Raw genomic sequence first — 406 nt, forward strand, 5'->3', positions numbered from 1 at the left:
TTGTTATGAATGCTTCGCGCATCTCGAATGGCTTGGTTCTTTACTGCGGATGGAAGTTTGGCATCGACATCCTTGGAACTGAGCTTTGGAAATGCGCCCGATGTTTCCGCTTGTTCGGCGAGGAGGTTGACCGTTTTGATGTATTCGCTCCCCATCTCCTTCAGCAGGGAAACATCGTTTGGGAATATTCGAATTTGAACGGTTACGGTTTGCATGGCTTCCCCCTTTTCTTTTGTTCTTCAACTTAACGTTAGATGGTTTCGCTCGAAACATTCCCTGCCGTGCTGACAAAATACGAACGTGTCCAAAGGCTTGGCAGATGCTTCAAGTGCTTAAATTCTTGACGCAAACATCGCGAGGTCGTACCTTTCAATTTTACCACACAAAATGATAGTTGATGAGTGAT

Annotated in this window: 1 protein-coding gene and 1 pseudogene; both read right to left on the reverse strand. The window is 45.6% G+C overall.

The annotated features are described in order from the left end of the window. A pseudogene (locus NLX71_RS26460) lies at positions 1–215 on the reverse strand (RNA-guided endonuclease TnpB family protein); the annotation flags it as partial. Between the two features lie 35 nt (positions 216–250). Beyond that, a partial coding sequence (locus tag NLX71_RS26465) for a transposase (RefSeq protein WP_254366785.1) occupies positions 251–406 on the reverse strand: 156 nt, incomplete at its 5' end.

It is taken from the genome of Paenibacillus sp. MZ04-78.2 (genome assembly GCF_024213375.1).
GTDB lineage: Bacteria > Bacillota > Bacilli > Paenibacillales > NBRC-103111 > Paenibacillus_G.